At 73.7% G+C, this 21,805-nt stretch carries 25 protein-coding genes; 9 read left to right on the top strand and 16 right to left on the bottom strand.

Going from position 1 to position 21,805, the window contains the following annotated elements; genetic code table 11:
- Window positions 1-10: 10 nt before the first annotated feature.
- The 6 genes from PHK61_RS23720 to PHK61_RS23695 form a co-directional block, all read right to left on the bottom strand.
- Window positions 11-817 carry an O-methyltransferase gene (locus PHK61_RS23720; protein WP_274283494.1) on the bottom strand — a complete coding sequence of 269 codons (807 nt, stop codon included), beginning with the start codon at window positions 815-817 and terminating at the stop codon, window positions 11-13.
- Window positions 814-2,013 carry a sedoheptulose 7-phosphate cyclase gene (locus PHK61_RS23715; protein ID WP_274283493.1) on the bottom strand — a complete coding sequence of 400 codons (1,200 nt, stop codon included), beginning with the start codon at window positions 2,011-2,013 and terminating at the stop codon, window positions 814-816. The genes PHK61_RS23720 and PHK61_RS23715 overlap by 4 nt, the downstream gene beginning before the upstream one ends.
- A 78-nt stretch (window positions 2,014-2,091) precedes the next feature.
- Entirely contained in the window at window positions 2,092-2,754 is a 663-nt protein-coding gene (locus PHK61_RS23710) for an HAD family hydrolase (protein ID WP_274283492.1), read from the bottom strand.
- 114 nt (window positions 2,755-2,868) lie between these two features.
- Window positions 2,869-3,306 carry a hypothetical protein gene (locus tag PHK61_RS23705; protein ID WP_274283491.1) on the bottom strand — a complete coding sequence of 146 codons (438 nt, stop codon included), beginning with the start codon at window positions 3,304-3,306 and terminating at the stop codon, window positions 2,869-2,871.
- A gap of 31 nt (window positions 3,307-3,337) precedes the next feature.
- Window positions 3,338-3,964 (bottom strand): hypothetical protein, encoded by a 627-nt coding sequence (locus PHK61_RS23700; RefSeq protein ID WP_274283490.1) that lies wholly within the window; start codon window positions 3,962-3,964, stop codon window positions 3,338-3,340.
- 31 nt (window positions 3,965-3,995) lie between these two features.
- A complete protein-coding gene (locus PHK61_RS23695; RefSeq protein WP_274283489.1) occupies window positions 3,996-4,169 on the bottom strand; it encodes a hypothetical protein in 174 nt (57 codons plus the stop codon).
- Window positions 4,170-4,285: 116 nt separating this feature from the next.
- Between PHK61_RS23695 and PHK61_RS23690 the strand changes: the two genes are divergently transcribed.
- Both PHK61_RS23690 and PHK61_RS23685 read left to right on the top strand, forming a co-directional pair.
- Window positions 4,286-4,579 (top strand): ATP-binding cassette domain-containing protein, encoded by a 294-nt coding sequence (locus tag PHK61_RS23690; RefSeq protein ID WP_274283488.1) that lies wholly within the window; start codon window positions 4,286-4,288, stop codon window positions 4,577-4,579.
- 152 nt (window positions 4,580-4,731) lie between these two features.
- Window positions 4,732-5,142 (top strand): ABC transporter permease, encoded by a 411-nt coding sequence (locus PHK61_RS23685; protein WP_274283487.1) that lies wholly within the window; start codon window positions 4,732-4,734, stop codon window positions 5,140-5,142.
- A 136-nt stretch (window positions 5,143-5,278) separates the two neighbouring features.
- Here PHK61_RS23685 and PHK61_RS23680 read toward each other — a convergent pair whose 3' ends face one another.
- Complete coding sequence (locus tag PHK61_RS23680) at window positions 5,279-6,490, bottom strand: pyridoxal phosphate-dependent aminotransferase (RefSeq protein ID WP_274283486.1); 1,212 nt, start codon at window positions 6,488-6,490, stop codon at window positions 5,279-5,281.
- A 172-nt stretch (window positions 6,491-6,662) separates the two neighbouring features.
- Between PHK61_RS23680 and PHK61_RS23675 the strand changes: the two genes are divergently transcribed.
- The 4 genes from PHK61_RS23675 (at window position 6,663) to PHK61_RS23660 (ending at window position 10,284) form a co-directional block, all read left to right on the top strand.
- The gene (locus tag PHK61_RS23675) at window positions 6,663-7,259 is read left to right on the top strand and encodes a dihydrofolate reductase family protein (protein WP_274283485.1); all 597 of its coding nucleotides are present in this window, start codon (window positions 6,663-6,665) and stop codon (window positions 7,257-7,259) included.
- Window positions 7,260-7,334: 75 nt separating this feature from the next.
- Window positions 7,335-8,450, top strand: coding sequence for an alcohol dehydrogenase catalytic domain-containing protein (locus tag PHK61_RS23670; RefSeq protein WP_274283484.1), 1,116 nt, complete (start codon window positions 7,335-7,337; stop codon window positions 8,448-8,450).
- Window positions 8,451-8,488: 38 nt separating this feature from the next.
- Window positions 8,489-9,406: a fumarylacetoacetate hydrolase family protein gene (locus PHK61_RS23665; RefSeq protein WP_274283483.1), complete on the top strand. Its 918-nt coding sequence runs from the start codon at window positions 8,489-8,491 to the stop codon at window positions 9,404-9,406.
- Window positions 9,394-10,284 (top strand): VOC family protein, encoded by an 891-nt coding sequence (locus PHK61_RS23660; protein ID WP_274283482.1) that lies wholly within the window; start codon window positions 9,394-9,396, stop codon window positions 10,282-10,284. Before PHK61_RS23665 ends, PHK61_RS23660 begins: the two co-directional genes overlap by 13 nt.
- Window positions 10,285-10,353: 69 nt before the next feature.
- Here the strand turns inward: PHK61_RS23660 and PHK61_RS23655 are convergent, their stop codons facing one another.
- Genes PHK61_RS23655 through PHK61_RS23635 form a run of 5 tightly spaced genes read right to left on the bottom strand, consistent with a single transcriptional unit; the run spans window position 10,354 to window position 13,575 of the window.
- The gene (locus PHK61_RS23655; protein ID WP_274283481.1) at window positions 10,354-11,103 is read right to left on the bottom strand and encodes a GntR family transcriptional regulator; all 750 of its coding nucleotides are present in this window, start codon (window positions 11,101-11,103) and stop codon (window positions 10,354-10,356) included.
- A 35-nt stretch (window positions 11,104-11,138) separates the two neighbouring features.
- Entirely contained in the window at window positions 11,139-11,801 is a 663-nt protein-coding gene (locus PHK61_RS23650) for a class II aldolase/adducin family protein (protein ID WP_274283480.1), read from the bottom strand.
- Window positions 11,798-12,190: a nuclear transport factor 2 family protein gene (locus tag PHK61_RS23645; RefSeq protein ID WP_274283479.1), complete on the bottom strand. Its 393-nt coding sequence runs from the start codon at window positions 12,188-12,190 to the stop codon at window positions 11,798-11,800. The genes PHK61_RS23650 and PHK61_RS23645 overlap by 4 nt, the downstream gene beginning before the upstream one ends.
- A gap of 18 nt (window positions 12,191-12,208) precedes the next feature.
- On the bottom strand, window positions 12,209-12,673 hold the full coding sequence (locus tag PHK61_RS23640; RefSeq protein WP_274283478.1) for an SRPBCC family protein: 465 nt from the start codon (window positions 12,671-12,673) through the stop codon (window positions 12,209-12,211).
- Window positions 12,670-13,575: a VOC family protein gene (locus tag PHK61_RS23635; RefSeq protein ID WP_274283477.1), complete on the bottom strand. Its 906-nt coding sequence runs from the start codon at window positions 13,573-13,575 to the stop codon at window positions 12,670-12,672. Before PHK61_RS23635 ends, PHK61_RS23640 begins: the two co-directional genes overlap by 4 nt.
- Window positions 13,576-13,684: 109 nt before the next feature.
- Between PHK61_RS23635 and PHK61_RS23630 the strand changes: the two genes are divergently transcribed.
- The gene (locus PHK61_RS23630) at window positions 13,685-14,500 is read left to right on the top strand and encodes an SDR family NAD(P)-dependent oxidoreductase (RefSeq protein WP_274283476.1); all 816 of its coding nucleotides are present in this window, start codon (window positions 13,685-13,687) and stop codon (window positions 14,498-14,500) included.
- 8 nt (window positions 14,501-14,508) lie between these two features.
- Here PHK61_RS23630 and PHK61_RS23625 read toward each other — a convergent pair whose 3' ends face one another.
- The 3 genes from PHK61_RS23625 to PHK61_RS23615 form a co-directional block, all read right to left on the bottom strand.
- On the bottom strand, window positions 14,509-15,924 hold the full coding sequence (locus tag PHK61_RS23625) for a selenium-binding protein SBP56-related protein (RefSeq protein WP_274283475.1): 1,416 nt from the start codon (window positions 15,922-15,924) through the stop codon (window positions 14,509-14,511).
- 91 nt (window positions 15,925-16,015) lie between these two features.
- Window positions 16,016-17,026: a sigma-70 family RNA polymerase sigma factor gene (locus tag PHK61_RS23620; protein WP_274283474.1), complete on the bottom strand. Its 1,011-nt coding sequence runs from the start codon at window positions 17,024-17,026 to the stop codon at window positions 16,016-16,018.
- Window positions 17,023-17,820 carry a MerR family transcriptional regulator gene (locus PHK61_RS23615; RefSeq protein ID WP_274283473.1) on the bottom strand — a complete coding sequence of 266 codons (798 nt, stop codon included), beginning with the start codon at window positions 17,818-17,820 and terminating at the stop codon, window positions 17,023-17,025. Before PHK61_RS23615 ends, PHK61_RS23620 begins: the two co-directional genes overlap by 4 nt.
- A 169-nt stretch (window positions 17,821-17,989) precedes the next feature.
- Here PHK61_RS23615 and PHK61_RS23610 point away from each other — a divergent pair, with 169 nt between their 5' ends.
- Window positions 17,990-19,108: a ferredoxin reductase gene (locus PHK61_RS23610; RefSeq protein ID WP_274283472.1), complete on the top strand. Its 1,119-nt coding sequence runs from the start codon at window positions 17,990-17,992 to the stop codon at window positions 19,106-19,108.
- Between the two features lie 50 nt (window positions 19,109-19,158).
- Complete coding sequence (locus PHK61_RS23605) at window positions 19,159-20,394, top strand: fatty acid desaturase family protein (protein ID WP_274283471.1); 1,236 nt, start codon at window positions 19,159-19,161, stop codon at window positions 20,392-20,394.
- Between the two features lie 57 nt (window positions 20,395-20,451).
- On the opposite strand, the gene PHK61_RS23600 is transcribed toward PHK61_RS23605, so the two are convergent.
- Window positions 20,452-21,744, bottom strand: a complete 1,293-nt coding sequence (locus PHK61_RS23600; RefSeq protein WP_274283470.1) for an MSMEG_0569 family flavin-dependent oxidoreductase — start codon at window positions 21,742-21,744, stop codon at window positions 20,452-20,454.
- Between the last annotated feature and the right edge of the window lie 61 nt (window positions 21,745-21,805).

Below are 21,805 nucleotides of genomic sequence, written 5' to 3'. Positions count from 1 at the left end.
GGGGTGCCTCCTACGCGGCCCGGCGGATGAGGGTCAGGCCGTCGCGCAGGGGCAGGAGCACCTGCTCGACCCGCGGGTCGGCGGCGACGGTCTCGTTGAAGGCGGCGATGGCCGCGCCGTTCTCCCCCGGGGCGCCGGTCCAGGGCTCGCCCTGCAGGAGGGTGTTGTCGACGCAGACCAGGCCGTGCGGGGCGAGCAGCCCGCCGTCGAGCAGCGTCGCGAGGTAGCCCGCGTACCCGGCCTTGTCGGCGTCGACGAAGACGAGGTCGAACTGCTCGCCGGCCTCGGCGAGGGCGGCGAGCGTGCCCGCGGCCGGGCCGACCTCCACGGTGATGCGCCCGCCGGCCGGGGAGTCGGCGAACGACCGGCACGCGGCGGCCGCGACCTCGGCGTCGAGCTCGCAGGCCACGAGCCGCCCGCCTTCGGGCAGTGCCTCGGCCATGGCCAGCGCCGAGTAGCCGGTGAACAGCCCGACCTCCAGCACCCGGCGGGCCCGCGTCGCCGCGACCAGCATCTTCAGCGTCTGCCCCTCGACGTGGCCGGAGAGCATCTCCTGCTCGAGGAACACCGCCGAGGCGTCACGGGCCGACCAGTCGCGCTCGCGGGTCGCGGCCGCGAGCCGGGCCAGGGCGGGCGACTCGGGGGTCGTGCACTGCTCGAGGTACGGGTTCAGCCCGCCCGCGAGCGCACGGGCCCGGTCCAGGTCGTCGCGGACGCCGTCGGGCACGCCGGCGACGCCCTCCAGTCCCGCGGCGACGCGCTCGAGCGTCGCCGCGAGGATGCCGACCGGGGTGACGGGCCGGGCCGGCGCGATCATCGCCGGAACACCTCGACGCCGGCCCCCGCCCGCGGCAGGTCGGCGCAGATCGCGCGGTGCGCGTCGAGCGCCTCGGTGAGCTCGGCGAGGTCGAGGTCGTTGACGAAGTGGCAGGTCCCGATCGGCCGCGGCACGGCGGCGCGCAGCAGGCCGTCGCGGGTCTGCAGGATCGAGTCGGTCGCCGTCGCCAGCAGCTCGGAGGTCAGGAACGGGCTGTCCAGCGAGAGCCCGAGACGGCTCATCAGCCCCAGGACGCGGTCGCGCGCCGACGCGGTGATGTAGCCGCGACGCTGCGCGAGCGTCGTCGACAGGGCCATGTCGACGCTGATCGCGTGGCCGTGGAAGAACGGCTCGTCGCCGGAGAGTTCGAGGGTCGGGCTCCACGTGTGCCCGAAGGCGATGACGCGGTCGAGGTCGAGCTCCTGGAGGTTCGGCACCTCGAGGCGCAGCATCGTCTCGATCGCGTCCCAGGTGAGCCGGTCGGTCACCTCGCGCAGCTCCGGGGAGCCGTCGCGGTGCCCGAAGCGGGTCTCCAGCAGCTCCTCGCCGTACTTCTCCAGCAGCTCGAAGATGCCGTCGTTGCCGACGACGGCGATCTTGATGAGCTCCGCCATCCCGTTGCGCACCTGCTCGGTGGGCAGGGTCGCGAGGAACGAGAAGTCGAGGAACACCTGCTGGGAGGCGTGGAAGGCGCCGAGCCGGTTCTTCGCCTTGCCGTGGTTGACCGCGACCTTGATCGCGACGCTCGCGTCGACGAGCCCGATCAGGGTGGTCGGGATACGGATGTAGTTGGTGGCGCGCCGGAAGATCGAGCACGCGAAGCCCGCGACGTCGGTGGTCAGGCCGCCGCCGACGACGAGGACCGGCTCGGTGCGGACCAGCCCGAAGTCGCCGAACGCGTCGACGATCCGCTCGGCGGTACGCAGCGTCTTGTCCGCCTCGTCGATCGCGATCGCGAAGACGGTGAGGTCGATGCCGTGGTGGTCGAAGTACGCGCGCATGGTGTAGCCGTGCAGCTCGGCGACGGTCGCGTCGACCACCGCGAGGCAGCGCCCGTAGGGCCGGTAGGCGTCCGCGAGCCCGGGGTTGCCCGGCGCGAACACCCCGTCGGTGATGACGAGCGAGTAGTCGATCTTCTGGTAGCCCTCGACGTGGAAGGCGGTGTCGGTGGCGGTGAGGTACGGCTCGATGCTCATGTGACTCCGTCGGGGCGTGAGGAATCGGACCGCCGGCGGTCCGGCGGCCTGCTGAGGGGGTGGGCTCGGTCCCGCCGCTCAGGCGGCGAGCGCGGTGACGTCGTCGGCGGCCAGGCGCTCGACGCGGCGGGCGGCGTCGGGGAAGTCGACCGCGGCGGTGTTCTCGTTGGGGAAGGCGAGGCAGGTGACACCGGCCGCGGCGGCGGCGCGCACCCCGTCGGGGTTGTCCTCGATCGCCACGGCGGACGCGGCGTCCTCGCCGAGGGCCTGCAGCGCGAAGGTGTAGGCGGCGGGGTCGGGCTTGGGTGCGTCGACCGAGTCGGTGGCGACGACGACGTCGAAGTCGTCGGGTCCGACGGCGGGACCGAGGGCCTCGATCACCGCGAGCACGTTGTCGCGCGACGTCGTCGTGACGAAGCCGACCTTCCAGCCGTGGTCCTTCGCCGCGCGCAGGGTGTCGAGGACCCCGTCGCGCGGGGCGGCGCCGCCGGTCCGCAGCTTCTCGCGGAAGATCCGCGACTTGGTGCCGTGCACGGCAGCGGCGTCGACGTCCTCGCCCCGGCGGCGTGCCTCCTGCGCGATCCGGTCCGCGCCGCCGGCGCGGTCGAGGCGGGAGCGGTAGTCGTCACGGTCCCACTGCCAGTCGAGACCGTGCTCCGCGAAGGCCTCGTTGAAGGCGGCCCGCTGGATCTCGGAGGTGTCGGCGATGCTGCTGATGGAGCCGAACAGGAGTGCGCTCACCGCGGGTCCCTTCACGACGGGCGCGGGTGTCGCGCCGCGGCGTGGGTCCCCGAGGGACGGGGGCCGAAACGTCTCCTCCTCGCCCGGTCGCCGAGAACGATCCGACCCGACCGGTCAAGGGCAACCGGACGACATCCGCACGCGCCACCAGCCCGCGAGCCGGCCGACGGGGCCGAGGACGGGCCGCACGCACCAGCGCCGGCAGCCGGGCTCGCCGAGGTCGTCGGAGGTCACCACGGCGCCGGGGTGCGCGGCCGGGTCGGCCGTCATCGCGGCGAGCAGCGCGTGGGCCTGCGCCACCGCCGCGGCGCGCGCGGCGGCGAGGTCGGCCGCGATCCCGACGCTGACGGCGAGGTCGTCGCGGACCCGTTCCAGCTCGCCGAGGTCGAGGACGCGCGGGCCGGCGACCGGCGCGGGACGTGCGGCGCGGTCCCGCGGCGCCGCGATCGCGAGCCGGTGCTCGAGGCGGGCGATCTGGGCGAGCAGGGTGGCGCGGGCGTCCCGCTCCCGGGCCGGCGCCGGAGCGATGTGGCGTGCGTCAGTGATGGTCATGGCGGCCCTCTCCGCGTCCGACGGTAGGGCCTCAGTCGCCGGCGAGGAACCGTCCCGCCTGCCACACGGCCTCCTCGGTCTCCCACGGAGGAGCACCCGGCACCTCGACGGCCCAGAGCACTACGCCGCGCGCCCGACGGGGTCGCAGGTCGTGCGGCGGGTCGGCGAACAGCCGGGCGAGCGCGCGCCGGTCGTCGGCCACCACGAGCGTCCCCGGCGGCAGGGGGAGGCCACCGACCGTCTCGCCGGCCGCGCTCGCCCGCAGGCCCGGGGAGCCGGTGACGCCGCGCGCGTCGACGGCGGCGAGCGTCACCCCGCTGGTCACGGCGACGGCGAGCAGGGCGTCCGCCACCGGACCGCGGCTGACGAGGTGGCCGGCGAGCGCCGACTCGCGGGCCACGGCGTCGGGGCGCAGCCCGGCGCCGTCGGGATCGAGCCCGACCTGCCGGGCGAACACGCGCGCGGCGTCGTGCGCGGCGGGCCGCCCGCCGGGGCTCAGCGCGTCGCGGGGCCGGTAGTCGTCGGAGAGCCGGCGTAGCCGCGCCCGCCCGTCCTCGCGGGCACGGGGCGCGACGTCGACGGCGACCCACCACAGCCCGAGCCCCGGGAACTCCGCCGCGAGGTCCGGCGCGACGGCGCCGCGTTGCGGAGGGGGCACCGGGCCATGGTGGTCGGGTGGGTGGCCGTCGTCACGCCTTCTCGGGAGTGGGCAGCGCGCCCTGGATCGCGCGCAGCTCCTGCGCGACGGTGACGAGGCCGTCGGCGTTCACGCGTCGCAGCTCCTCGAGCACCTGCTCGAGCAGGGTGTTGGTGGTCGTCAGGGCGTCGCGCAGGGGCGCGGTTCCGGCGATGTCACCGAGCATGGGGTTCTCCCTCCGTTGGTACTAGGTACTGAGGGTACCTGATATCTCGCCGGTGTGCCGGGCGCCCTGCCGCCCGTGCGCTCCTCCCTGCGCGGCGTCGTCGTCCGCCGCGCACGGTGCTCGACGACGTCGACGCCGACATCCCGTCCGACGGCGTGACGGTGCTGTGGCGCCCGTCGGGCGCCGGCAAGACGACCCTGCTGCGCCTGCTCGACCGCCTCGACGTCCCGGACGCGTGCACGGTCTCCTACGACGCGACCCCGCTCGACGACCTCGACGTGCTCGCCCTGCGCCGGCGGGTCGGCATGGTGTTCCAGCGCGCGACGCCGTTCGCCGGGACCGTCCGCGACAACCCCGCCGTCGCCGCGCCTTCGAGCGCTCGGTGCTCGAGCTCGCCGGCGACGGCCTGACCGTCGCGTGGGTGGGGCACGACGCGGAGCAGGTGCGCCGGGTCGCCGACCGCGTCCTGCACGTCGAGGACGGGCGGTGACGACGTGACCGTCAGCCTGCCCGGCCTCGCGTTCTCCCTGCTGCTCGTCGGTGTCGCCGCCAGGCGTCTCCCTTGGTCGCCTACGCCGGGTGGACGGCCCGCCGGCGCTCCCCGGAGGTCCCGCGCCTGCTGCCGATCGCCGCGGTGTCGTTCCTGGCCGCGAGCGCGGTGACCATGCTCGTGATCTTCGGACTCGGGGTGCTGCCCTTGTCGTCGCGCACGCTGGTGCCGATCGCCGGGCTGATCATCGGCAACGCGATGACCGCGACCGTGCTCGTCGGTCGCCGCCTGGTGGGGAGCTGCAGGACAAGCGCGACGAGGTGGAGGCGCGCCTCGCCCTCGGCGGGGCTCGTGCAGGCGGTGGTCATATTCCTGGTGCTCGCCGCCGCGGCGACCACGACCACCGTCGTGGCGCTGGGCGTCGTCCGGCGCCTGTTCACCCCGGACCACCGCCTCGTCGTCCCCGCCCGGACCTCGGCCTGAGACCGCGGGCCGGCGTCGCTCCCCGGCGTGTCGCGCCCACGAGGATGTGGCGATCCTGGCGTCACATGCCAGCGATGCCGCATCGCTCGCACCGCGCACAGGGGCGCACCGGGGCGTACCGGGGCGCGCCGGACCGTCAGCCCTGGCGGTAGGTCTCCAGGAACGAGCCGATGCGGGTGATCGCGTCGTCGAGGGTCGCCGCGTGAGGGAGGGTCAGGATGCGGAAGTGGTCGGTCGTGGGCCAGTTGAAGCCCGTGCCCTGCACGACCTGGATCTTCTCCTCGCGCAGGAGGTCGAGCACGAACTGCTCGTCGTCCTTGATCGGGTAGACGTCCGGGTCGAGGCGCGGGAACGCGTAGAGCGCGCCCCGGGGCCTCACGCAGGAGACGCCGGGGATCGCGTTGAGCCCCTCGTGCGCGCGGTCCCGCTGCTCGCGCAGCCGCCCGCCCGGGGCGCAGAGCTCGCCGATGGTCTGCCGCCCGCCGAGCGCCGCCTGGATCGCGTACTGCGCCGGGGTGTTCGCGCACAGGCGCATCGAGGCCAGCATCGCCAGGCCCTCGAGGTAGTCGCGCGCGTGCTGGCGGGGCCCGGTGACGACGAGCCAGCCGGAGCGGAACCCCGCGACGCGGTGGGTCTTCGAGAGCCCCGAGAACGTCAGCGCCACGAGATCGGGCGCGAGCGAGGCGACGTCGTGGTGCACGGCGTCGTCGTAGAGCACCTGGTCGTAGATCTCGTCGGCCATCACCATCAGGCCGTGCCGCCGGGCGATGTCGAGCAGGCCCTCGAGGACCTCCTTCGAGTACACCGCCCCCGTCGGGTTGTTCGGGTTGATGATGACGACGGCCTTGGTGCGGTCGGAGACCTTGGCGGCGACGTCGTCGAGGTCGGGGGCCCAGTCGGCCGACTCGTCGCAGCGGTAGTGGACGGCGCGGCCGCCGGCGAGCGTGACCACGGCCGTCCACAACGGGTAGTCCGGCGCGGGGACGAGCACCTCGTCGCCGTCCTCGACCAGCGCCTGGACGGCCATGGAGATCAGCTCGGAGACACCGTTGCCGAGGAACACCTCGTCGACGTCGACGTCGAGCCCCCGCGCCTGGTAGCGCTGGGCCACCGCGCGCCGCGCGGGCAGCACGCCGCGCGAGTCGGTGTAGCCGTGCGCCTGCGGGAGCATCCGGATCATGTCCTGGACGATCTCCTCCGGCGCCTCGAAGTCGAACAGCGCCGGGTTGCCGGTGTTGAGGCGCAGGACGCTGTGGCCCGCCTCCTCCAGCAGGTTCGCCTGCTCGACCACCGGACCGCGGATCTCGTAACAGACGTCGCGGAGCTTGTTCGACTGCCGGAACTCCACTGGCACTACCTCTCGCACGCACTCGTCGGTGAGCCCTGACACGACACCGTGCCGCGTCCCGGTCTACCAAACGAGGACGTGTGACCGAGGCCTCCGGTTGCTCAACTATACGGTTGAATACTGGGTCCTAGAGGGATACCGTCGCCTCCCCGGGAACGACGAGGAGGTCACCATGTCCGTGGTCCTGATCGCGACGATGTCGCTCGACGGGTTCATCGCCCGTCCCGACGACTCGGTGGGCCCGATCTTCGACTGGTTCTCGGCCGGGGACACCGACGTGCACGCGGGCGACGAGCAGCGCCCGTTTCGCACCGGCCCGCAGAGCGCGGACTGGATGCGCGAGCAGTGGGGGCGCATCGAGGCCGGGGTCATCGGACGCCACCTGTTCGACCACACCAACGGCTGGGAGGGGCGCCCGCCCGCGGGCGGCCACGTCGTCGTGCTCACCCACTCCGTCCCGACCGACTGGGCGCACTACGGCACCGCGCCGTTCACCTTCGTCACCGAGGGGGTCGAGGCGGCCGTCGCCGCCGCGCAGGACCTCGCCGGCGACCGCGACGTCTCGGTCACCGCGGGCGACGTCGGCGGGCAGGCCCTCGCCGCCGGGCTCGTCGACGAGGTGGAGATCGACCTGGCCCCGGTGGTGCTCGGGCGCGGCAAGCGGTTCTTCGGCGAGGACGCCCCGGAGGTCGTGCTCGACGACCCGTACCTGGTGGTGCCGGGCCGGCGCGTCACGCACTTCCGCTACCGGGTGCGCGCGATCGGCTGAGGGGTCGCGGCGCATTGCGCGGCCCGGCAAAGTGTGTGCACTATGACTGCGCCCCGACCCGAACGGAGCGCGCCGATGCCGACACTGTCCGCGAGTCCCGTCCCCGCCGTCTGGCCGTCCGTCCCGCCCGCGATCCCCCGCACGATGTCGGCGGTCGTGCTCGAGCGCTTCGGGTCGCCCGACGTGCTCACCCTCGACACGCTGCCCACCCCGGAGCCCGGTCCCGGCGAGGTCCTCGTACGGGTCGCGGCGGTGTGCGTCGGGCGCTTCCTCGACGTCTCCCTGCGCGCCGGGCGCCACCCGGTGAAGCCCGAGCTGCCCCACGTCCTCGGGGTCGAGCACGCGGGCACGGTGGTCGCGGTCGGCGCCGACGTGCGCGGGGTCGACGTGGGCCAGCACGTCGCCGTCTGGCCGGTGCTCGGGTGCGGCGACTGCGCGGCGTGCGCCGAGGGCGACAAGGAGGCCTGCCCGCGCCTGCACATCGCCGGCGTGCACGGCCGCGGCGCCTACGCCGAGTACACCGCGGTCCCGGCCGCCGCCGTCTGGGCGATCCCCGACGACCTCGACCCCGCGACCGCCGCCGGCGTCGCGCTCGCCGGGCCCGTCGCCATGAACCAGCTGCGGCAGGCCGGGATGCGCGCGGGCGACTGGGTGCTCGTCGTGGGCGCGGCCTCGGCGCTCGGGGCGACCACGGCCGAGCTCGCCCGCCACCTCGGGGCGCGGGTCATCGGCACCTCGCGCGCCGGCTGGAAGCGCGAGCGCCTGCTCGCCCTCGGGCTCGAGGCGGCGCTCGACCCCACGTCGGACTCCTTCGTCGACGACGTCCGCGCGCTGACCGGCGGGGCCGGCGTCGCCGTCGCCGTCGACGACCTCGGCGAGCCCGAGATCTTCGGCCACGCCACCGACGTCCTCGCCCCGCGCGGCGCCGTCGTGTCCTCCGGGGCCTTCCTCGGCGGGACGGTCCCGCTGAACCTCGCGCGGCTCTACACGCTCAACCAGCGGATCCTCGGCGTGCGCACCGGCAACGACGCCAGCGCGCGGGCGCTCTGGGCCGAGGTCGGGCGCGGCTTCCGCCCGGTCGTCGACCGCGCGTTCCCCCTGGAGGCGGCGGCCGTCGCGCACCGCTTCCTCGAGGCCGACGACAACATGGGCCGCATCGTGCTCACCACCGCGGCCGCCGACACCGGCTGAGCGCGCACCACCCCACCCCGACGCTGCGAGGAGGACGCGTGCGCGAGCCGCCGTGGATGCTCGTCACCCACCACCAGGGCGACGTGTCGAAGGCCGAGGTCGGCGTGCGCGCCGGCGGCGAGATCCGCCGTGCGCCCGACGAGCTCGCCGGGCGCACGATGCTCGAGGTGCTGGGGGAGTGGGACGAGCTCGCGCCGACGCTGCGCGCCCTCGACCCGGACCGCCTCGACCCCGTGCCCGGCGCGGTCCTGGCCGCCCCGTTGCTCTACCCGCGCAAGGTGCTCTGCGCCGGCGCCAACTACTACGCGCACCTCGCCGAGATGGGCGTCGCGCGCCTCGACGGCGACGTCGCCCCGTACTTCTTCTTCAAGCCGCCGACCACCTCGGTCGTCGGGCCGGACGACGCGATCGTGCTGCCCGACCGTGCCGGACGGAAGATCGACTGGGAGGTCGAGCTCGCCGCGGTGATCGGCCGCCGCTGCGCCGACGTCCCGGTCGAGCGGGCCTACGAGGTCGTCGCCGGCTGGACGATCGTCAACGACATCTCGTCGCGCGACCTGCTCGAGCGCGCCGACGCGGTCGCGCCGCCGTTCGGGCACGACTGGGTCCTGGCCAAGGCCGGCGACACCTTCTGCCCGCTGGGCCCGGGGATCGTGCCGTCCTGGATGGTCGGCGACCCGCAGGCCACGGCGCTGCGCCTGTCGGTCAACGGCGTGGTCAAGCAGGATTCGAGCACCACCGACATGGTGACCCCGATCGACCGGCTGATCGCCGCCGCGAGCCGCGCGGTGACCCTCGAGCCGGGCGACGTCATCGCCACCGGGACGCCGGCCGGCGTCGGCTTCCCGCGCGGCGACTTCCTGGCCCCGGGCGACGAGACCGTCGCCGAGGTCGACGGCGTCGGGGCACTGCGGAACCACGTCACGGAGAGAGAGGACGTCTCATGGGCACGGTGAACGTCTCGAAGCTCGGCTACGTCGGCTTCGAGACCCCCGACGTCGAGCGGCTCGTCGAGTACTACACGACGGTCCTGGACTTCGTGCTCGTCGAGGGCGACGGGAACGGGGCGTTCCTGACCACCGGCGTCGACCACCACTGCGTCGTCGTCACGAAGGGCGAGGCGAAGGCCCGCCAGGTCGTCGGGTACGAGCTGTGGGAGGACCTCGACAGCGCCGAGGCGCGGCTCAAGGACGCCGGCTACGTCACCGAGCGCCGCAGCGACATCGGGCCCGGGACCCCGGACGTGCTGGTGCTCGACGAGCCGCTCACCGGCGTCGCCCTGCACCTGACCACCGCGCAGGACCCCAGCGGGGTGCAGGGCTTCACCCCGCTGCGCCCCACCAAGCTCGGCCACGTCGCGGCCTACACCCCGGAGCTGGCCCCGATGCAGGCCTTCTACCAGGACCTCCTCGGGTTCCGGTGGTCGGACACCGTCGGCGACTTCTTCGTGTTCATGCGCTGCAACGCCGACCACCACGCGGCCAACTTCATGGCCAGCCAGAAGTACGCGGGCATGCACCACATCGCCTACGAGATGCGCGACCCGGACCACCTGATCTCGATGCTCGACCACCTGGCCCGGAACGGCTACCGGCTTCACTGGGGTCCCGGCCGGCACGGGCCGGGCCACAACCTGTTCACCTACCACCGCGACCCCGACGGCAACGTCATCGAGCTGTTCACCCAGATCGACGTCGTGCACGACGAGGCGAAGGGCTACTGGGAACCGCGACCCTGGCACGAGGAGTTCCCGATGTATCCGCGGACGTGGGAGGTCGACCTGGCGACGGTCAACCAGTGGGGCCCGATCGACCCGCCCTCGTTGGACCACTGACCGCTCCGAGGTCCGGGACCGTCAGCGCTCCTCCGTCGCGCTGCCGACCCGGCCGTCGCGGGGCGACCACTAGGGCGCGGAGCAGCCGTTCAGCAGCAGGGACAGCGCCGCGTCGACGCACGGGGTGCCGTGGCCCGGGGCGTGGCCGTCGACCACGCGGCGGGCCGTCCCTGCGAGGTGGCCCGCCATGGCCGCGACGGCCGCCGACCCGTCCCCGGCACGCACGGCGTCGAAGATCGCCTGGTGCTCGGCCTGGCGGGACGCGAAGTCGTTGCCGTGCTGGTTCTGGTCGATGCGCACGTAGCGCTCGCTCTGCTCGGCGTAGGAGTTGATCGTCCGCAGCACGGTCGCGCCGCAGCGCCCGACGAGCAGGCGGTGGAAGCTGCGGTGGGCGACGGTCCAGCTCGCCATGTCGCCGGCCTTGTAGGTGCGCTCCATCTCGCGGAACGCGGCGGTGGCGTTGCGGACCTCGTCGCGGCCGAGCTTCCCGGCGGTCAGCCGCGCGCCGAGCGACTCGAGGGTGACGCGGGCGGCGTACAGGGAGTCGAGCTCCTCGGCGTCGAGCCCGACGACGCGGCTGCGCTGGTTGGGCTCGGCGGAGATGAGCCCCTCCTCCTGCAGCATCCGGAACGCCTCGCGCAGCGGCGTGCGCGACACCGCGAGGACGCGCGCGAGCTCGGCCTGCTTGAGCTGGGTGCCGGGCGGGAGGTCGCCGCTGATGATCAGGTCGCGCAGGTAGGTGTGCACGGTGACGCTCGTCTGCCGTGGGTCGGGGATCCGCAGCCCGTCCCGTCCCCCGAGGAGCTCACCGATCGACACCGGAGGAGTGTATGCAGGCCCCGGCGCCGAACGGGTCACGACAGACCCGCCAGATGGCGCCACAGACGTTCCAGCAGCGGCGGAGCGGCGGTGCGCCAGGCCGCCACGTCCTCGTCGTCGAGCGTCACGGGACGGTGGTCGACGGCGGCTGCCGCCGCCGCGAGGTGCACCCGGCACGCCGCGTCGAGCAGCCACATCCGCGCCACCGCGGTACCCGGCGTCTCCCCGACGGTGAGCGCGCCGTTGCCGCGCAGGAGCACGGCGTCGGCGTCGGCGAGGGTGCGGGCGGCCGCCGCGGCGCGCTCGGGATCGCGCAGCAGGCGGGCGGTTCCGTGCACGGGCACGCGGCGGCCCAGCCAGGCGGCCTGGCCGTGCACCGGCGCCAGCTCGTCGGTGACCGCCGCCGCGGCGAACGCGGACTCCGGCTGCGCCCGCGCGACCGCGGCGACGTCGGGGCGCGCGCGGTAGACGGCCAGGTGCGCCCAGGTCTCCGGGGCGGCGCCGGCCGGGAGCTCCTCGGCCGCGACGTCGACCGTCACGAGGTCGCCGGCCGCGACGCGGCCCGGCGCGGTCGGCGGGGTGACGAGCACCCGGTCGCCGACCCGCGCCGAGACGTGCCCGAACGCGGTGACCAGCCCGTGCCGCGCGAGGACCCGCGCGGCGAGCGCGACCTGCTCGGCGGTGTCGGCGTCCGTCACGAGACGGGCTGGGCCTCCTGCGCCATCGCGGCGAACAGCGGCGCGAGGTCGATGTGGATGCGCAGCGAGGTCACCTTGCCCTCCGTGTCGCGGTCGAGGATCGACACGCACGGCAGCGGCACGTGCGTGCCGCCCTTCGTCGTGTAGTGCGTGGTGACCTCGAGGATCGCGGTCGCACCGTCGTTCTCGTCCCAGCGGTGGTGCACCTCGTGGCGCATCCCGCCGATCATCGCCCAGAACCCCTCGAAGGCGTCGTGGATCGCGGCGATGCCGACGGTCGGCGGCTGGTTGCCGAACACCACGACCGCGTCCTGCGCGTGGCGCGCGACGAACGGCTCCAGGCGGAGCGCGTCGACGTCGGCGTAGTAGTCGGTGACCCAATCGGACATGATCCGCTCCCGGGGTGGTCAGAGGGTCGCGCCGGCCGCGATCTTGCGGACGGCGCCGAGCGTGGCGGCCACCGCGGCGCGGTAGCTGTCGGTCATCTGGTCGGCGTGGGCCTGCTCGCCCGCCGAGCCGCCCGGCTCGCCCGCCACGGTCAGCGCGAAGCTGAACCGGAGGGTGAGCTCGTCGGGACCCTCGCCCTCGATCTCGTTGGCGATCGTGCCGAGCACCGGCCCGGCGATGCGGGTGAACACCACCCGGTGCGGGTGCTCGAGCGTGATCCGCTCGGAGAAGCCCTGGCCCTTGAAGACGATGTCGCGGTCGAACACGGTGTCGCTGTGGCGCGCGGTGACCGTGCAGTCGGTCATCTGCGGCACGAACGGCAGCGCGTTCTCCGCCTTGCGCACCAGCCCGTCCCACAGGGCCTCGCGGGTGATCAGCGGCTCGCCGGGGGCGTTCACGGGCAGCGCGTGGGTCACGAAGATCATGAGCGGACTCCCTCCGGGAGCAGCTGCGGCTGGGTGAGGGGCTTCTGCGTCGGCCCGAGCCACATGTCGATGGAGCCGGGCTCGGCCGGGTCGAAGAACCGGGGCCGCCAGGCCGCCTCGTCGGTGATCCGGCGGACGCCGTACGAGTACTCGTAGGTCAGGCCCTCGGGGCCGAGGAAGTACAGGAAGACCGCGCCCGACTGCGGATGGCGCCCCGGCCCCATCTCGATCACGACGCCCCGGTCCTGCAGGTGGTGCCAGTTGCGGAAGACGTCGTCGAGCTCGGCGACCTGGAAGTTGACGTGGCACAGGCCCGGCTCGTCGCCCCGGAACACCGCGAGCTTGTGGTGCACCTCGTCGATGCGCATGAGGCAGGCCGCGTCGCCGATCCAGTCCGAGGCCCGCGCGTTGAACGTCGTCGACCAGAACCGGTGGGCCTCGGCCACGTCGGGGGCGTCGAGGCAGAGGTGGCCGAACTCGGTGATGCCCGCGCTCCGCCCGTACCGCACCGGGCGGGCGAGCGTCTGCTGCCCGACGACCAGCTCGATGCGGTTGCCGAAGGGATCGTCGAAGGCGACGAACTCGCTCACCCGCCGGGACCGGGCCTCCGCGGGGTCGCCGCGGCGCACGGTGAACCCGCGCGTCTCGAGCTCGGTCTCCGCCAGCGCGAGCGCGCCGGGGTCGGCCACGGCGAAGGCCGAGGCGATGACGCCGCTCGCCCCCGCGACGAACGCCAGGCAGTGGTGGCGGCCGTCGGCCCGGAGGTGCGCGACGCCGGGCTCGGTGTCGTCCGCGGGGCCGTCCACGTGCTCCAGCCCGACCACCTCGGTCGCGAACCGGACGGCGCCGGCCAGATCGGCCGCGCCGGAACGGACGTAGGCGATGTCGACCAGCTCGATCACCCCAACAGAGTGGATACAGTTGAGAGGGATGTCAACCACCCCGGTGGAGCAGCTCCGGACACATCCGCGCGCATTGACGTCGTCACCAAAGTGTGCACACCCTGGAGGCATGAGCACCCTCCCGGCTGACGCCGCCCCGGGCCCCGTCCCCACGCCCCCGCCCGGCGGACGACTCGCCGGCAAGCGGGTGCTCCTCACGGGCACGGCGGGAGGCCAGGGCGAGGCCGCGCAGGCCGCGTTCGTGCGCGAGGGCGCCCGGGTCGCCGGCTGCGACGTGCAGGACGGCGCCGCCGAGGGCACCGCGGCCGTGCTCGCCGCCGAGGGGTTCGACGTCGTCGGCAGCACCGTCGACCTCGCCGACCCGGTCGCCGCCGCGCGCTGGGTGGAGGAGAGCGCCGAGCGCCTCGGCGGCATCGACGTCCTCTACAACAACGCCGCGGGCGCCGGGTTCGCGCCGTTCGACGACATGTCGCTCGACCTCTGGCGCCACGTGCTCCACGTCGAGCTCGACATCGTCTTCCACACCACCTCGCCGGCCTGGCGGCACCTCGTCGCCGGCGGCAACGCCTCGATCATCAACACCGCCTCGATGTCGGGGCTGCGCGGCATCGCGCCGCTCGGACAGGTCGCGCACTCGGCCGCCAAGGGCGGGGTCATCGCGATGACCCGCTCGCTCGCCGCGGAGGGCGCCGAGCGCGGGGTGCGCGCCAACGCGATCTCGCCGGGCTTCGTGACCTCGCCGGCCACGGACAGGTTCGTGGGGGAGGAGCTGCGCGCCTTCCAGATGGGCATGCACCTCATCCGCCGGCCTGGCACCGGGATCGACGTCGCCGCGCTCGCGGTCTACCTCGCCTCGGACGAGTCGGTGTGGGTCACCGGCCAGAACATCTCGATCGACGGCGGGGTCACGGCCGGCTTCCGCTGACCGGTGAGCTAGGAGCGGTAGCAGTACGAGTCCGACGACGCGTCCCCGCCCTGCAGGCGCACCTGGTGCACGCGCCGGCCCCGGAACTCGTCGCCGTGCGGGAAGAACCGCGGATCCGGGGTGAGGCCGCCGTCGGGCCACACGTCCAGCTTCGCCATCCAGGCCCCCACGCCGTCGGGGTAGAACTGGTCGTCCCACGCGCCGTAGAGCGAGTTCGTGACGTAGACGCGCCGCCCGTCGCGGCTCACCTCGACCATCTGCGGGCCGCCCGACAACGGTTCGTCGGGCCGGCCCGGGTGCGGGCGGCGCGCGACGATGCCGCCGAGGCGGACCGAGCCGACCTCGCGCGGGTGCGCCGGATCGCTGACGTCGTACTGCTTGAGCTCGCCGGTGCCCCAGCAGGAGACGTAGAGGAAGTGGTCGTCGACCGACAGGTCGATGTCGGTGACGAGCGGCGGCACGGCCCCGAACGGGGCGAGCGCGGGCGGGAGCAGGGACGGGTCGGCGGGTTCGGCCGGGATCGTGATGACCTTGTCGACCTCCCACGGCCCCTGCGGGTCGGGGCGGTGCCAGCGCCACACGGACGCCGAGAGGTCGGCGGTCGAGATGACGACGCCGACGAAGCCCCAGGTGGCCTCGGGGTCGTGGGACGGGCGGATCTCGAGCACCATCTGGTGCTCGGTGCCGAGGTCGACCGACTGCTGGTGCACGCCCGTGGCGAGGTCCCAGAAGTGCAGGCAGTGGCCGTAGTCCCCGCCGAGCAGCCGCTCCGGGACGAGCCCGTCCTCGATCATCGACGGCGTGCCCCACTCGCTGGAGACCAGCACGTTCTGGTTGAGGTGCCACCAGGCGTCGTAGGCCAGGCGCTGGGGCCCGCGGTCGGTCTCCCAGGGGCCGACGACCTCGAACGTCGTGTGGTCGAGCAGCGCGACCCCGCCGGGCGCGTCGGGGTCGTCGAGCGGGCCGCCGACGCAGGTCAGGAAGATGCCGTCCGGCCCGCAGTGCAGCGTGTGCGGGCGGGAGTAACCGGCCTTCGCCGAGAGCTCCGTGGCGTCGACCGTCTTGACGACCTGCGGGGCGCGCGGGTCGGGACCGGTGTCGAGGACGTGGACGTCCGAGGACCGCAGCCCCGGCACGAGCAGGTAGCGGCGGGCCAGACCGTCCGTGTCGTGGCCCTCGTGCTGCAGCGCGCTGCTGCACGCGTTCCAGCCGAAGTGGTGCAGCTCCGCCCCGGCGGGCAGGTCGGTCCAGCCGACGACGCGCCCGTAGTGCGGCGAGTGCGCGTCGACGTCGACGACCGCCATCGCGTCCGGGAGCGCGCCGGCCCGGTCGAACGCCGCGACGTAGGCGAGCGTCTCGGGCGGCGCGGCGGCGGCGTCCGCGGGGGAGCGGTAGAAGGTCGGGTCGGTGGTCGACGAGGTCATCGGACCCCCCGGGCTCGGCGGCAGGTATGACCAGCGTCACACCGTGGCCGAGCAGGGGTAAGGCGTCGTCCGGCCGAGGTGGATGAGCCGGTCAGGCCACCTCGGCCGGCAGCCCGAACCGTGCGTGGTGCTCCGCGCCGATGAACGAGGTCACCGCGGTGATGCGGTCGTCGCGCAGGGTGAGCACGTCGATCGACCAGGGCCGGTGCGGGGCGTGGGCGGGCGCGTCGGGCGGGCGGAGGTAGGCGGCCACCGCGACCTGCCCGTTGGCGACGACCTCGAGGTGGCGCCACGACCCGCAGCGGCCGCTGACCGGGACGGCGCGCACGAACGCCTCGACGTCGGCGATCCCCGCGTACCACCGGCCCATCGGCGGCATGGACCACGTGACGTCCTCGGTGAGCAGCGCGACCAGCGCGTCCGCGTCGCCCCGCTCGAGCGCCGAGGAGTAGCCGGCCACGACCGACCGCAGACGGGCGTCGTCGACCTCGCGCAGTGTGCGCTGCTGGCTGACGTCGGGCACCTTCTCCGCGACCAGCTTGCGCGCCCGCTGCAGCGCCGAGTTCACCGACGCGGTGGAGGTGTCCATGGCGGTCGCGATCTCCGCGGCGGAGAAGCCGAGCACCTCGAACAGCACGAGCGCCGCGCGCTGGTTGCCGGGCAGGTGCTGCAGCGCGGCGACGAACGCGAGCTCCACCGCCTCGCGCTCCTCGGCGCGGGCGCCGGGCTCGTCGGGGTAGGGGCCGAGCCAGGCGACCTCGGTGAGCGGCACGTCCGCGGTGACGATCCGGTCGCTCGCCGCGGCGAGGTCCATGGGCAGCGCGCGGCGCCCGCGCGCGTCGACGAGGTCGAGGCAGACGCGCGTGGCGACCGTGTAGAGCCAGGTGCGCAGCGAGCTGCGGCCCTCGAAGCGACCGAGCCCGCGCCAGGCCCGCACCAGCGTGTCCTGCAGCGCGTCGTCGGCGTCGTGCGACGACGCGAGCATCCGGTAGCAGTGCGCGTGCAGCTCGCGGCGCAGCGGCGCGACGAGGCGGCCGAACGCGGCGTCGTCGCCGGCGCGGGCCCGCGCGAGATCGCTGTCCGCGACGGTGGTCTCGCTCACCCGTCCGAGTCTGCCGCAGCCGCGCCGTCCCCGGGGCTCCTGCCCTGCTCGAAGGCGTCGGACACCTCGTCGAGGAAGAGCGAGATCGCGGCCGGCATCGACTCCCGGAACGTGGCGAGCAGCGCCTGCGCGGCGACCGGCTGCAGGGCGCCGACGACGTCGCGCACGTGCTGGGCGCGGTCGGCGGGCAGGCCGTCGCCGACGTAGTCGGCCCAGACGGTGCGGCGGAACAGGTCGACGAAGCGGGCGGTGACGGCCCCGACGTGCGTGGTCAGCTCCTCGCGCATGACCACCAGGTCCGCGGGGGGCAGGCCGAGGCGCACGGCCTCCGCGCCGGCGCGCACGAGCCCGGGGTTCGGGACGCGGATCCGCCCGCCGTCGAGGTGCACGACGAGGCCCGCGTCGACGAGCGCCTGCCAGGTGTCCCCGGCCACCTCCACCCCGAGCCAGCCGGGCAGCTCGGCCGCGGCCATCTCCAGCGACGGCTCCGGCGCCCACGGCGCGAGCATGTGCAGGTACTGCGCGAGCGCCTCCTCCGCGGACTGGCGCGGGGTCGATGCGACGAGGCGCTCGATCGCGGACAGCGCGAAGCCCTGCTCCTGGAGCTGCGTGATGAGCTCGAGGCGGGCGAGGTGCTCAGCGCCGTAGTAGCCGGTGCGCCCCTGCAGGCGCGGTGGCGGGAGCAGGCCCCGGGCGGCGTGGGCGCGGATGTTGCGCACCGTCATCCCGGCGCGCCCGGCGAGGACGTCGACGGTCATCCCGTGCGTCGCCTGTCCTGCGTCCTCGGTAGTCACCACCCTCCACGCTAGGCGATGGACCTTCGTGACATCCCGGGACGACATATGACACGGGATCGTGTTTCATGACGCGTCCCACGGGTCATCCGGAGCCCGACGGACGAGTAACTGTTACTCTCAGTTCCGGGTACCGATGGTTCCGTGTAGCGTGGTGGAGGTGAGCGACGTGAGCGATGGGCAGACCCCCGGCCGACTCCCCCGCGGCGTGCGGCGCCTGCGCAAGGTGGCAGGACGCTTCACCACGCCCCTGCTCCCCGACGACTACCTCTCGCTGATCAATCCCCTGTGGTCGGCGCGCGAGCTGCGCGGCAAGGTCGTCAAGGTCGTGCCCGAGACCGAGGACGCGGTCACCCTCGTCATCAAGCCCGGCTGGGGCTGGTCGTTCGACCACCGGGCGGGGCAGTACGTGGGCATCGCGGTCCAGGTGGAGGGCCGCTTCCACTGGCGGTCGTACTCGCTGACCTCGCCGCCCCGCAAGGACCAGGGTCACCTGTCGGTGACGGTCAAGGCGATGCCCGAGGGCTTCCTGTCGAAGCACCTCGTCGAGGGTCTCGAGCCGGGCACCATCGTGCGGCTGGCGCCCCCCAAGGGCGAGTTCGTGCTGCCCGACCCGCCGCCCAAGAAGATGCTGTTCCTCACCGGCGGCAGCGGCATCACCCCGGTCATCGCGATGCTGCGCACGCTCGACCGCCGCGGCACGATGCCCGACGTCCTCGTCGCCCACTCGGCGCCCGACGAGGACAGCCTGATCTTCGGCGAGGAGCTCGACCAGCTCGCCGCGAAGCACGACGACCTGCGGCTGCACAAGCAGTACACCCGCTCCGAGGGCCACCTCGACCTCGACAACCTCACCGAGCTCTGCCCCGACTGGCGGGAGCGCGAGGCGTGGGTCTGCGGGCCGAACGCCCTGCTCGACGACGCCGAGCGCGTGTACTCGCAGGCCGGTCTCGACGACCAGCTGCACCTCGAGCGCTTCTCGGTCGACCTGGCCGGCGGCGAGGCCGAGGGCGGCACGGTGACGTTCAGCCAGTCCGGCAAGGACATCGAGATCGACGGGGCCACCACCCTGCTCGAGGCCGGTGAGCAGGCCGGCCTGCAGCTGCCGTTCGGCTGCCGCATGGGCATCTGCCACACCTGCGTCGTCCCCCTGCGCCAGGGCGTCGTCCGCGACCTGCGCGACGGCACCGAGCACCGTGCCGACGGCAGCGGCGGCGCCGACTGGGACGCCGTGAAGGTCCAGACGTGCGTCGGCGCGGCCGCCGGCGACGTCGTGCTCGACGTCTGACCCCGACCGAGGAACACGCCCGACCCCGCAGTCCCCGGAGAGGAACCACCATGGCCATCGCGGACGTCAAGGAGTTCGCCCACCTCAGCGAAGCCGACGTGGAGGCCCTCGGACGCGAGTTCGACCAGATCCGCGCCGATGTCGAGGAGAAGCTCGGCGAGGAGGACGCCGCCTACATCCGGCGCCTCATCACCATCCAGCGCCGGCTCAACGTCGCCGCGCGCGCGATGCTGTTCGGCAGCCACCGCCGCGAGCTGTGGTGGGCGGGCGCGCTGACGCTGTCCGTGGCCAAGATCCTCGAGAACATGGAGATCGGCCACAACGTCATGCACGGCCAGTGGGACTGGATGAACGATCCGGAGGTCCACTCGGCGACGTGGGAGTGGGACAACGTCTGCCCCGCCGACCAGTGGAAGCACTCCCACAACTACCTGCACCACACGTACACGAACGTCATCGGCAAGGACAAGGACGTCGGGTACGAGATCCTGCGCGTCCGCTCCGACCAGCCGTGGCACCCGTACTACCTGACCCAGCCCGTCGTGAACGCGATGCTGATGCTGGCGTTCGAGTACGGCGTCTCGCTCCACGACCTCGACATCGACGGCCTCGTCCGCTGGCAGGTCGAGGACCCGGAGGAGTTCAAGAGGAAGTTCAAGGGGATCCTGGTCAAGCAGGCCCGCCAGATCGGCAAGGACTACATCCTCTTCCCGGCGCTGACCGGCAAGAACTTCCGGCCGACGGCCACCGCCAACCTCACCGCGAACCTCATCCGCAACGTCTGGTCCTACGCGATCATCTTCTGCGGCCACTTCCCGGACGGCGCCGAGGTGTTCACCGAGGAGGAGCTCGAGTCCGAGACGCAGGGCGAGTGGTACCTGCGCCAGCTGCTCGCGTCGGCGAACTTCACCGGCAACCGGCTCATGCACGTCATGTCCGGCAGCCTCGGCTACCAGATCGAGCACCACCTGTACCCGGACCTGCCGTCGAACCGGTACCCGGAGATCCAGGAGCGCGTCCGCGCGCTGTGCGAGAAGTACGAGCTGCCCTACACCACCGGCTCGTTCCCACAGCAGTTCTGGCAGGCCACGCGCTCGATCTGGCGGCTCTCGCTGCCGGCGAAGAAGATGCGCAAGGCCTCGCAGAAGCGCCAGTCGCTGGGCCTGCCCCGGCACCGCGGCGCGGTCTCCTCGACCGGTGACCAGACCCCGCAGACCCCGCAGACCCCACCGGCGCCGGCCAACACCCCCGGCCACCCGGACCCGTCCGGATCCCCCTCGGCCTGAGGCTCCCCGGCCGTCGGCGGAGCGTCGCGCCACCGGCGGCGCTCCGCCGACGCGTTCCTACGAGCCCAGCGCGAGGACGTTGCAGACGTCCCCGCGCGGTCCGGTGCCGGTGAGGCCGCGCTGCGAGCGGATGCGCTCGGCGAGGTACTCGGCGTCGCGTCCGACGCCGGAGAAGCGGCCCGATCCCCAGGTCCACAGCCACGGCAGCCCGAGGAAGTAGAGCCCGGGCGAGCTGGTCACGCCCCGGCTGTGGGCGGGGGCGCCGCGGCCGGTGAACACCGGAACGTCGATCCACCGGAAGTCCTGGCGGAAGCCGATGCACCACACCACCGACGTGATGCCGGTGTCGGCGAGGTCGAGCTCCAGGGTCTCGCCGTCCGGGCGCCACACCGGCGAGTAGCGCTCCTCGACGGGGGCGTCGACGCCGTGCCGCGCGATGTACGCGTCGATCGTGTCCTTGATCGACTCCGAGACCTCGTCGGCGTGGTCGAGACGCTCGGTGAGGTCGGGCTTGAAGTGCAGGACGCCGTCGCGGTGGTCGGTGAGCAGGCCGTAGAGCGCCATGCCGTCCCGCGCGTGCGCGCGCAGGTCGATGTCGCGCCCGCCGTCGCGCCCGGTGACGTAGTGGTTGGCCTGCGCGCGGACGGCCTCCCGGCGCGGGTGCTCGGTGACGGGCATGTCGTAGTAGCCCATCTCGGCGAGCCAGTCGGTGACGTCGCGGCCGCGGTAGAAGCGCGCGACGCGGGGGGCGTCCCCGACCACCAGGTGCACCCGGCGGCCCTCGAGGTGCAGGTCCTCGGCGATCTGCGCGCCGGACTGGCCGCTGCCCACGACGAGGACCTCGCCGGGCGGCAGCTGCGCGCCCGACCGGTAGTCCTGCGACTGGACCTGGGTGATCGTCTCGGGCAGCGCCTGGGAGAGCGGCGGGGTGATCGGCGTGTGGTAGCCGCCGGTGGCCACGACGACCTGGTCGGCGGTGAGCTCGCCGGCGCTCGTGGCGAGGCGGTACGTCCCGCGCTCGTCGCGCGTCACCCGCGTGACCTCGACGCCCTCGACGACCGGCGGGTCGACGAACGCCCGGTAGGCCTCGAGGTACTCGACGATCTGGTCGCGGACCATGAACCCGTGCGGGTCGTCGCCCGCGTACGGGAAGTCGGGCAGCTGGCACTGCCAGTTGGGCGTGACCAGGCAGAACGTGTCCCAGCGGGAGGTCTTCCAGGAGTGCGCCACCTCGGCGCGCTCGAGCACGACGTGGTCGATCCCGCGGCGCCCCAGACACCGGCTCATCGACAGCCCGGCCTGCCCGCCGCCCACGACGGCGACCGGCCAGTGCCCGCCCGACAACTCCATGATCGCTCCCCGCGTCGCTCGGTGTCCTGCTCACCCTGGGCGGGGTCGGTTGCGGGGTGAT

The sequence above is a fragment of the Actinomycetospora lutea genome, from assembly GCF_028737205.1.
Taxonomy (GTDB): Bacteria; Actinomycetota; Actinomycetes; order Mycobacteriales; family Pseudonocardiaceae; genus Actinomycetospora; species Actinomycetospora lutea.
The sequence above is the reverse complement of the archived record's forward strand: the minus strand, read 5'-3'. Positions and strand labels throughout refer to the sequence as shown.

Coding starts and splice junctions, on each gene's coding strand:
- PHK61_RS23720 (WP_274283494.1), bottom strand. CDS start 817: ATGATCGCGCCGGCCCGGCCCGTCACCCCGGTCGGCATCCTCGCGGCG.
- PHK61_RS23715 (WP_274283493.1), bottom strand. CDS start 2,013: ATGAGCATCGAGCCGTACCTCACCGCCACCGACACCGCCTTCCACGTC.
- PHK61_RS23705 (WP_274283491.1), bottom strand. CDS start 3,306: ATGACCATCACTGACGCACGCCACATCGCTCCGGCGCCGGCCCGGGAG.
- PHK61_RS23695 (WP_274283489.1), bottom strand. CDS start 4,169: ATGCTCGGTGACATCGCCGGAACCGCGCCCCTGCGCGACGCCCTGACG.
- PHK61_RS23675 (WP_274283485.1), top strand. CDS start 6,663: ATGTCCGTGGTCCTGATCGCGACGATGTCGCTCGACGGGTTCATCGCC.
- PHK61_RS23670 (WP_274283484.1), top strand. CDS start 7,335: ATGCCGACACTGTCCGCGAGTCCCGTCCCCGCCGTCTGGCCGTCCGTC.
- PHK61_RS23660 (WP_274283482.1), top strand. CDS start 9,394: ATGGGCACGGTGAACGTCTCGAAGCTCGGCTACGTCGGCTTCGAGACC.
- PHK61_RS23645 (WP_274283479.1), bottom strand. CDS start 12,190: ATGTCCGATTGGGTCACCGACTACTACGCCGACGTCGACGCGCTCCGC.
- PHK61_RS23640 (WP_274283478.1), bottom strand. CDS start 12,673: ATGATCTTCGTGACCCACGCGCTGCCCGTGAACGCCCCCGGCGAGCCG.
- PHK61_RS23630 (WP_274283476.1), top strand. CDS start 13,685: ATGAGCACCCTCCCGGCTGACGCCGCCCCGGGCCCCGTCCCCACGCCC.
- PHK61_RS23625 (WP_274283475.1), bottom strand. CDS start 15,924: ATGACCTCGTCGACCACCGACCCGACCTTCTACCGCTCCCCCGCGGAC.
- PHK61_RS23605 (WP_274283471.1), top strand. CDS start 19,159: ATGGCCATCGCGGACGTCAAGGAGTTCGCCCACCTCAGCGAAGCCGAC.
- PHK61_RS23600 (WP_274283470.1), bottom strand. CDS start 21,744: ATGGAGTTGTCGGGCGGGCACTGGCCGGTCGCCGTCGTGGGCGGCGGG.